Here is a 5029-nt window from a genome sequence, read left to right as displayed (position 1 = left end):
GAAACCTAAATCTTTGATTTAAACGCTTAGGTCGAATTGCCCTCTACTTTTTCTGGTTCCGACCTGCTATACGCAAGACAGCTCGTTGAAGTAAGAATCCCCGTCCTTAAAGGACGGGGAGTGTCAAAAAGCTAGTTTGTTTGTAAAGGATAGGATAGTCAGCACCTAACTGACGCACTAATCTAGCTTTTTCTTGAGAACCGACAGTAGTAGAAACTTCAGCACCTTTGAGCTTAGCTAGCTGAATAGCAACGTGACCAACACCACCAGCACCTGCCTGAATCAGCACCTTTTGTCCTGCTTCCAACCGTCCTCGGTCATACAATGATTCCCAGGCAGTGATCAGTACTAGAGGAGCAGCAGCGGCTTCAGGGAAAGAGAGGGATTTAGGCTTGTGGGCAACTAAGGACTGATCAACAACAGCTAGTTCGGCATAGTTACCTGTACCAGATAATCCTAATCCCCCAGCACAGAAATACACCTCATCACCGACCTGGAATTTATCGACACCAGCACCAACAGCTTCTACCACACCAGCACCATCGCAGCCTAGGATAGCTGGCATTTGGTCACGGTAAAAGGTGCCTCTACGCCGCAGTTTGGTGTCAATGGGATTAACACCAGCAGCGTGAAGACGCACCAGGATTTCTGTGTCTTGAGTTCTCCACGGGTTGAAACCGCGTGGATTCTAAGTTGATGTCGTTACGCGGGTTAAAACCGCGCTCCACGACGCTTACAATACTGACTAAAGATTGAGTCTAGTCTGTACCGTTGTGGCAGACTCAAAACTGCCCTACCTCCCTCGGATTAACCAAAAAAGTTAACCTGTGGATTTACTTCTAATTTAATTAGCTTTCGGAGTGGTTGTACCAAACAAATCAGGGCAATAAATTACTCCTTTTTGCTGCATTGCTTGCCTGTTCCATAGTCGTAGGATTTACCCCGTCTCTTACTGGCTGGGATTTCACCGTACTAGCAAAAAATCAACGTAACCAACCTTGTTCTTACTTACTATTCTAGTTTAACACGATAGCCGGGATAAATCCCGGTACGCTCGCCGCCCACTCAATAAATTAAGTGGCTAACTCTCGCTTGATGTTTTTCTGTTTTTAATTGTGGGGGCTGGTACATCCTGAAGTTGCAGCACTTCAGGTGTACCAGGAGCGGTCATTAAAATGGCTTTCATTGGTCATTTGTTAATTGTTAATTGTTAATTGTCAATGGTTAATGGTCAATGGTCAATGGTCAATGATCAATGATCAATTTTCAATTAACTTTAGACAATTAACTTTAGACAAAACCGCCATTGATGATTTGCCTTGATGATTTCCCTTTTACCGTGATCATGCTGTACATAGTTGTGCTGTCGTTTGACTATAGCGACAGGGATGGCTGAAATTTGCTGTAGGCTGGGATTGGTGTTCTACTCGAAAGACATTGGCATAGAGATTAGCCAGGATTTGTTTACCAGAAAGGCTTCGCTCTAGGTAGGGCAATGCGGGTTTGATATAAGGATAGACAACATTCCAGTAAAAGTTTGGGTAGTTCCGGCGTAAATCACCGGGATTACGATAGCCTAAAATCTGATTTTTCCCGATTTCTTCAAACTCGTAGAACAAGGCACTAATTTTTTGTAAGTAGCGGGGATCAGCCAGCTGACCAATCAAATCTGCTGCTCTGACTAAACCAGGATAGTTAACCGTGTCTTGATGATCCTGATCAGCAGGTACTGGGAAACGGGTTAATTCAATATTGTGCTTAATCTGCTCAGTATCAATCAGCAGGTGATTACCAAAGTGTTCATCAATAAACTGCTTACCCCGGTCTACATGGTAGGGAGTAAGGCTGGCATCAGTTGCACCTGTAGGGAGAGTAATCATGAAATTGTCTATTCCTGTGGCATACAATCCTTGGTCTGGTTGGTCTTGACGACAGATGCCTTTGATATAGCCAATGTCATGGCACAACAAAGAGATAATCACGTGCAACCAGTCTTCACAGGAGACGCTCCCTTCGCAGATGTGCTTACCCCACAAGATTTCCTGTCCAACTAGGGTGACTAGGAAGGTGTGTTCAATGTTGTGATAGAGAGCGTCACTATTAGCAATATTTTCCAGAGCCATGTGGGTAGCCCAAGTAATCAGCTCACAGTAGTCTGATTTAAGGTTGCCGTAAGTGCTGTGGAAACCTGTCTCTAGATTTTTAACACAGGTATCAATGATTATCTCGGTAGGATTAAACATCATGGTAGGCATATCAGCAACTCCTGATTTAGATTTAAGCTCATCCCCACGGTCACATCCGGGGGATTTCAGGTTAGGGGTTAGGGGTTAGGGGTTAGTTAATTGGTCTGGCATTGCTTAATTATGCAATGATTTTAAGAATTTTTTGGAATGAGCATCAGGCGTGGAACGGGCATCTTGCCCGTTTCATTTCCCAGGCAGGATGCCCACCCCACTCATATTAATTCGAAGATTCAGCAATGCCATTGGTCTGACTAACTACTAACGACGTTTTGTTTGGCAGCTTTCAATCCCTATATCTAGATAAACGCTAGATCAAAGTTCTCACCATTCGCCCTGAGGCACTTAGCTTTGTTAGGTCCGGCACAAGGGGCGAGGTATTAACCTTATGTTTGTCAAGTTTTCACCCACTTCGGATCAGGTATCTACCAAGCTGATAGCTGATAGCTAAAAGCTGATCGCTTTATCAACACAACCCATCAAGCTCCCAATTTTGGGCAATACAAGTGCAACAGGGAGTGATATGATATGACCAGTACTCAGTGCCATCAGACGCAGGGTTTTAGCTTGAGGGAAAAGGCAAGAGATTACTGAGACATCTATAACCTCGTATAGGTTTGATTGCCATTAATCAAACTATAGCCTGTGTTTAAGACATCAGGGTAATTTGTGGAAAAAGGCTCACAAGCCACGTCTAATCCATAATTTGTGTGAAAATCTTCACAAACTCATGGCTAGCTCAGCTTTTCGATAAGCTAGTTAGGATGGGTTTAAAATTAGCAGAAATACTATCTTTTTTTGGTGCATCTTGATAACCACCTAAACGCTATGTCTAGGGGAAAAAACCGATTATTCAAAATCTCTATCGGCAAGACTGAGATGTTCTTAGAAAAATTGAATCAACTAGATTTGACTGTAGCATTTGATCAGCTAACACCTCGTAAACGAGAGGTCTTGAAGAAAATGTTAGCGGGCCAAAGCGATCAAGCGATCGCTAAGTCCCTACACATCACAGAAGCTACTGTCAGAAAACATGTGCAGCAGCTGTGCGAGAAATTTGAGCTGAGGAATGCACCAGGTGAACACTACTCACTCCGAAATCAGTTAATTGACTTATTTAGTGAATATCAGCCTAAGTTAGTCAATCCAGAGTTATTAAGTAAATATAAATCTTTCATCGTCCCACCGATGCCAGAGTCAGAAGGGCAACAAAAGCCAGTTCCTCTCTATGCTGACTTTTATGTCAAGCGCATTCCTTATGAAGATCAGTTGTTAGAGGCAATTGTCAAGCCTGGTGCTCTAATTCGGATCAAAGCACCCCAGCAGATGGGTAAAACCTCCCTGATTGAACGAGTTCTGGCTGAGCTCAGGCAGCAAGGTTATCAAGCTGTGACCTTAAGCTTTGAGTTAGCCGATAGTACCGTCTATAGGGACCTCGGCAAATTCTCACGGTGGTTCTGTGCCAGAGTTGGTCAGACTCTAGGGCTGTCAAATAAGTTGGATGAGTATTGGGATGATATTTTTGGATGTAATAGTAACACCACAGATTACTTTCAGGAGTATTTATTGGCAGAAATTGAAAGCCAGATAGTACTCGTTATAGATAAAGTTGATCTGGTGTTTGAACACCCCTTTATTGCTGATGATTTTTGTCGCCTTCTCCGTGGTTGGTATGACATCGCTAGGCGGGGCGATCGCAGTAGCGCTATCTGGAAAAAACTCCGGTTGGTGATAGTACATTCTACAGAAATTTATAGCTCCTTGGATATCAATCACTCACCACTGGCTAATGTCGGATTGGAAATTGAGTTGCCAGAGTTTAGCACAGAGCAAGTACAGGAGTTAGTCAGACGTTATGGACTGGATGGGAATCCCAGAGAAGTGGAGGAACTGATGGCGATGGTGGGAGGACATCCTTATCTGTTGCGCAAAGGTTTAGCTTATATTAAATATCATCAGATTACCCTAGCGCAACTGTTAGAGGTGGCACCCACAGAAGCCGGACCATTCAGTGACCATCTGCGACGCCACCTAGGAAATCTCAAACAGTCTCCAGAATTGGAAACTGCGTTGGAGAAAGTGGTTCAAGCACACAGCTGGGTAACTATCCCATCGGAGCAAGCCTTTAAGTTATATAGCATGGGGTTAGTAAAGTTGCAAGGGAATAGCGTCATGCCTCGCTGTGATTTATATCACAAGTATTTTTGCGATCGCCTTTGGCAGCGGCTTGAGCCTGAGTGCTGAGTGGGTCAGTTCACAATCCATACTTCATATAACCTTAAACCTTAAACCAACCCTATACCGAATGCCTAGGGCGAACAACCTACCCGAAGGGAACGCCTAAGGCCAACAACCTTGGCCAATAGGCCAAGCTACGCGAACAACCTTAAATTTTAAACCTTAAACCTTAAACCTTAAACCTACCCTAAACCGAACGCCAAAGGCGAACAACCTTGGCCTATTGGCCACGCTACGCGAACAACCTTGGCCTATTGGCCACGCTACGCGAACAACCTTGGCCAATAGGCCACGCTACGCGAACAACTGTCAACATTCAACTGTCAACCTACCCTAAACCGAACGCCAAAGGCGAACAACTGTCAACCTTGGCCAATAGGCCACGCTACGCGAACAAAAGTTAACAAATAAAATGACCTACGAATATATATACTCAGGGACTTTACCAGCCGATGCTCTTACCTATGTGAAGCGACAAGCAGATAATGATTTATATGAAGGATTGAAGGCTGGACAGTTTTGTTATGTATTGAACTCAAGACAGACTA

3 protein-coding genes and 1 pseudogene are annotated in these 5029 nt (G+C 44.1%); 2 read left to right on the top strand and 2 right to left on the bottom strand.

From position 1 onward, the window contains the following. Positions 1–124: 124 nt before the first annotated feature. Positions 125–655 (bottom strand): annotated as a pseudogene (locus F6K20_RS23825) (alcohol dehydrogenase catalytic domain-containing protein); the annotation flags it as partial. A 688-nt stretch (positions 656–1343) separates the two neighbouring features. After that, positions 1344–2243 carry an Npun_R2479 family HD domain-containing metalloprotein gene (locus tag F6K20_RS23820; protein WP_287296263.1) on the bottom strand — a complete coding sequence of 300 codons (900 nt, stop codon included), beginning with the start codon at positions 2241–2243 and terminating at the stop codon, positions 1344–1346. Between the two features lie 828 nt (positions 2244–3071). Between F6K20_RS23820 and F6K20_RS23815 the strand changes: the two genes are divergently transcribed. Beyond that, the gene (locus F6K20_RS23815) at positions 3072–4487 is read left to right on the top strand and encodes an AAA-like domain-containing protein (RefSeq protein ID WP_287296261.1); all 1416 of its coding nucleotides are present in this window, start codon (positions 3072–3074) and stop codon (positions 4485–4487) included. A 209-nt stretch (positions 4488–4696) separates the two neighbouring features. Then, positions 4697–4885 (top strand): hypothetical protein, encoded by a 189-nt coding sequence (locus F6K20_RS23810; protein ID WP_131827224.1) that lies wholly within the window; start codon positions 4697–4699, stop codon positions 4883–4885. Positions 4886–5029: the final 144 nt, after the last annotated feature.

The sequence above is a fragment of the Moorena sp. SIO2C4 genome, assembly GCF_010672485.1.
Lineage (GTDB): Bacteria > Cyanobacteriota > Cyanobacteriia > Cyanobacteriales > Coleofasciculaceae > Moorena > Moorena producens.
The sequence above is the reverse complement of the archived record's forward strand: the minus strand, read 5'-3'. Positions and strand labels throughout refer to the sequence as shown.

Bases quoted from the DNA above. Each gene is read 5' to 3' on its own strand.
- F6K20_RS23815 (WP_287296261.1), top strand. From the start codon at position 3,072: ATGTCTAGGGGAAAAAACCGATTATTCAAAATCTCTATCGGCAAGACT.
- F6K20_RS23820 (WP_287296263.1), bottom strand. From the start codon at position 2,243: ATGTTTAATCCTACCGAGATAATCATTGATACCTGTGTTAAAAATCTA.